A 3,672-nucleotide genomic window follows, 5' to 3' on the forward strand; every position below is an offset into this window, starting at 1 on the left:
GGCCGCTGCCCGCGAGGCCGAGGCGGCGCTCGCCGCGGAGAGCGGCGAAGCCGCGCCCGAAGCCCCGGCCGACGCCGAGCCGAATGCCGAAACCCTCTTCAAGAGCTGAGCCGCCCTCGCCGGACGAATCGCTCGCCGACACGCCTTATTCGCATAAGGGGCTGACCTATCCGCTCGGGCGGAGCGGGCCTGCGGCGGGTGAAGTTACGGCGCTCGCCGACGGGGTCGGCTGGACGCGCTCGCCGGTGCCGGGCTCGCTCAACCATATCAACCTGTGGCTTCTGGAGGACGGCGACGGCGTCGCTTTGGTCGACAGCGGCCTCGACATCCCGCCCGCGCGCGAGGCCTGGGAGGCCTTGTTCGCAGGGCCTTTGGCGGGGCAGACCGTCACGCGGGTGATCTGCACCCATTTTCATCCCGACCATCTCGGCCTCGCCGGCTGGCTCTGCGAAATGTTTGGCGTGCGGCTCTGGATGACGCGCGGCGAATGGTTGTTCGCGCGGATGCTGACCACCGACGTGCGCGACGCGCCGCCGGCGGAGGCGACCGCCTATTGGCGCGCGGCGGGCTGGGACGAGGAGCGAATCGCGGCCGAGACCGAGAAGGGCTGGGGCCGCTTCGCCTCGGTGGTGAGTCCGGTGCCGGTCAGCTATGTCCGGCTGCAAGAGGGAGACACGGTCCGGATCGGCGCGCGCGACTGGCGCGTCGTCGTCGGCAGTGGCCACTCGCCCGAACATGCCTGCCTGGTCGACGAGGCGGGCAAATTGATGATCGCCGGCGACCAGGTCCTGCCGCGGATCACCTCGAACGTCTCGCTCGCTTTGAGCGAGCCCGAGGCGGACCCGCTCGGCGAATGGCTCGATTCGATTGCGAAGCTGCGCCGCCTGCCCGACGATCTCCTCGTGCTCCCGTCGCACGGCGAGCCCTTCACCGGCCTCCACGCGCGGCTCGACGCGCTCGCCGAGGGCCATCGCGGCCGCCTCGACGCGCTGCACGATCATCTGGCGGAGCCGCGCCGCGCCGTCGATTGCTTCTCCATCCTCTTCGGCCGCGCGATCGGCGACGGCGTTTACGGCCTCGCCACCGGCGAAGCGCTCGCCCATCTACGCCATCTCCAGGCCGGCGGGCGCGCCCGGCGCGAAGTGCGGGACGGCGTCGCCTGGTATCGGCAGGCCGCCGCTTGACCCCGGCCCGCCCGGCGCTCAATCTGGCCCGCAATGGCTGACCAACCCGCACCTGACGTCGCGGAGCTGAGCTTCGAGGCCGCGCTGAAGCGGCTCGAGGAGATCGTCCGCAAGCTGGAGAGCGGCGAGGCGTCGCTCGACGAGGCGATTCTGCTCTACGAAGAGGGCGACAAGCTGAAGCAGCAATGCGAGGCCCGGCTCCAGGCGGCGCAGGCCAGGATCGAGCAGATTCAGTTCGGCCGCGACGGGGCGCCGAGTGGAACGGCGCCCTTCGGTGGCGACTGAGCCCCGGGTGGAAACGCAGTCGGCATCGCTCGCGGCGGCGCTGAAAGAGATCGGCGCGGAGATCGACGACGCCTTCGACGGGCTGCTCGCCGTTCCCGGCGACGCGCGCGCCCGGCTTTACGAAGCGATGCGTTATTCGGCGATCGGCGGCGGCAAGCGAATGCGGCCCTTGCTGGTCGTGGCGGGCTGCGACCTGTTCGGAGTCGGCCGCGACCGCTCGATCCGGGTCGGCCTCGCGGTCGAGTGCATCCACGTCTACTCGCTGATCCACGACGATCTGCCTTGCATGGACGACGACGATCTGAGGCGCGGCAAGCCGACCCTGCACCGCGCTTTCGACGAATGCACCGCAATTCTCGCCGGCGATTCGCTCCATGCGCTCGCCTTCGAGCTGCTCGCCGACGAGGCGACGCATGAGGACCCGTTCGTTCGCGCCGAGCTGGTCGGCGCGCTCGCCCGCGCCTCGGGCCCGGCGGGGATGGCGGGCGGGCAGATGATCGATCTGATGGCGGGCGAGATCGCGCTCGACCTTGCCGCGGTCACCCGGCTCCAGCAGCTCAAGACCGGCGCGCTGATCGGCTGCTGCCTCGAGGCGGCGGCGATCATGGGCCGCGCCCCGGCCGAGGGGCGAACGGGACTGCGCGGCTATGCCCGCGACATCGGCCTCGCCTTCCAGATCGCCGACGACCTGCTCGATCACGAAGGCTGCGAGGAGCGCGCAGGCAAAAGGGTCGGCAAGGACCGCGACGCCGGCAAGGAAACCTTCGTCTCGCTGCTCGGTGCCGAGCGGGCCCGGGCACAGGCACGCGCCCTCGTCGACCAGGCGATCGACCATCTCCGCCCGTTCGGCGAGGAGGCGGAGCTGCTCCGCGCCGTCGCCCGCTTCGCGGTGGAGCGGGACCACTAAGCCCGCTATGGTGCGGCCATGAAGACCGCCGTCTATCCGGGCACGTTCGATCCGATCACGCTCGGCCATATGGATATCATCCGCCGCGCCGCGCATCTCGTCGACCGGCTGGTGATCGGCGTCACCACCAACCCGTCCAAATCGCCGATGTTCACCGTCGACGAGCGGCTCGAAATGGTGAAGCGTGAAGTGGCCGACGTGGCGGACGGTAGGATCAGCGTCGTCGCGTTCGATTCGCTGCTGATGGATTTCGCGGTGCGCGAGGGCGCGGCGATGATCGTCCGCGGCCTCAGGGCGGTCGCCGATTTCGAATATGAGTTTCAGATGGCGGGGATGAACCAGCAGCTGAATGACGACATCGAGACGGTGTTCCTGATGGCGGGCGTGTCGCTGCAGCCGATCGCGTCGAAGCTGGTCAAGGAGATCGCGCTCTATGGCGGCGACATCGGCCGCTTCGTCACCCCGGCGGTGGCGGCGCAGGTGCGGGCGCGGGTGGATGAGATCGGCCGCAAGGGCGGTTGAGCCGGACGCGTCGCGTCTCTAGAGAGGTTCGAAGGACCGGGGTAGAGAATAGCTATGCGCATGCGTTTGTTGTCGATTTTCGCCGGCTTGGCCAGCCTGTTCAGCGCCGCCGCCTTGCCCGCCCAGCGGCCCGCCGAAGGATCCGCCGCGCAGGAAGCTACGCCTGAGAACCCCGCGCCCGTCCGGACGGGGCCGGTGAGCCCCATCCCGCCGCCGCTCACCCCCGAGAACAGCTGGGTGCTGGACCTCACCTCCGGCGGCCGGGTGACGATCCAGCTCCGCCCCGACCGCGCCCCCAACCATGTCGAGCGGATCCGCACGCTCACCCGCCGGGGCTTCTACAACGGCCTCGCCTTCCACCGCGTCATCGAGGGCTTCAGGGCGCAGGGCGGCGATCCGCAAGGCGACGGCACCGGCGGCTCCGAGCTGCCGCCGCTCAACATCGAGATCAACGGCCTGCCGCACATGCGCGGCGCGGTCGCGATGGCGCGCGGCCAGGACCGCAACAGCGCCAACAGCCAGTTCTACATCATGTTCACCCCGCGCACCGTGATGGACCGCGACTATACCGTGTTCGGCCGGGTGGTCGGCGGGATGAGCTTCGTCGACGCGATCAGCCGGGGCGAGCCGCCGCTCCAGCCGACCCGGATCGTGCGCGCCTCGATCGGCTCGGACAACGTGCCGCCGCCGACGCCCGAAGAGGTCGCCGCCGCGCTCCAGGCCGGCGGCCCGGCCGGCACGCAGGCGCCGCCGACGGCGCGGACCGGCCCCGCC

The 3,672-nt window shown here is 70.6% G+C and carries 5 protein-coding genes; all 5 read left to right on the forward strand.

Features of this window, described 5'->3' with window-relative positions; all coding sequences use genetic code 11:
- Positions 1-83: 83 nt before the first annotated feature.
- A complete protein-coding gene (locus ACT4N8_RS11550) occupies positions 84-1,184 on the forward strand; it encodes an MBL fold metallo-hydrolase (protein WP_444858273.1) in 1,101 nt (366 codons plus the stop codon).
- Between the two features lie 33 nt (positions 1,185-1,217).
- Positions 1,218-1,469, forward strand: coding sequence for an exodeoxyribonuclease VII small subunit (locus tag ACT4N8_RS11555; RefSeq protein ID WP_444858274.1), 252 nt, complete (start codon positions 1,218-1,220; stop codon positions 1,467-1,469).
- A 7-nt stretch (positions 1,470-1,476) separates the two neighbouring features.
- A complete protein-coding gene (locus ACT4N8_RS11560) occupies positions 1,477-2,376 on the forward strand; it encodes a polyprenyl synthetase family protein (protein WP_444858277.1) in 900 nt (299 codons plus the stop codon).
- Between the two features lie 18 nt (positions 2,377-2,394).
- On the forward strand, positions 2,395-2,898 hold the full coding sequence (coaD, locus tag ACT4N8_RS11565) for a pantetheine-phosphate adenylyltransferase (RefSeq protein ID WP_444858275.1): 504 nt from the start codon (positions 2,395-2,397) through the stop codon (positions 2,896-2,898).
- 60 nt (positions 2,899-2,958) lie between these two features.
- A partial coding sequence (locus tag ACT4N8_RS11570; RefSeq protein WP_444858276.1) for a peptidylprolyl isomerase occupies positions 2,959-3,672 on the forward strand: 714 nt, incomplete at its 3' end.

This window comes from Sphingosinicella sp., from assembly GCF_052387495.1.
Taxonomy (GTDB): domain Bacteria; phylum Pseudomonadota; class Alphaproteobacteria; order Sphingomonadales; family Sphingomonadaceae; genus Allosphingosinicella.

Excerpts from the sequence above, each read along its gene's own strand:
- coaD (WP_444858275.1), top strand. The coding sequence starts at position 2,395 with ATGAAGACCGCCGTCTATCCGGGCACGTTCGATCCGATCACGCTCGGC.
- ACT4N8_RS11550 (WP_444858273.1), top strand. The coding sequence starts at position 84 with ATGCCGAAACCCTCTTCAAGAGCTGAGCCGCCCTCGCCGGACGAATCG.
- ACT4N8_RS11555 (WP_444858274.1), top strand. The coding sequence starts at position 1,218 with ATGGCTGACCAACCCGCACCTGACGTCGCGGAGCTGAGCTTCGAGGCC.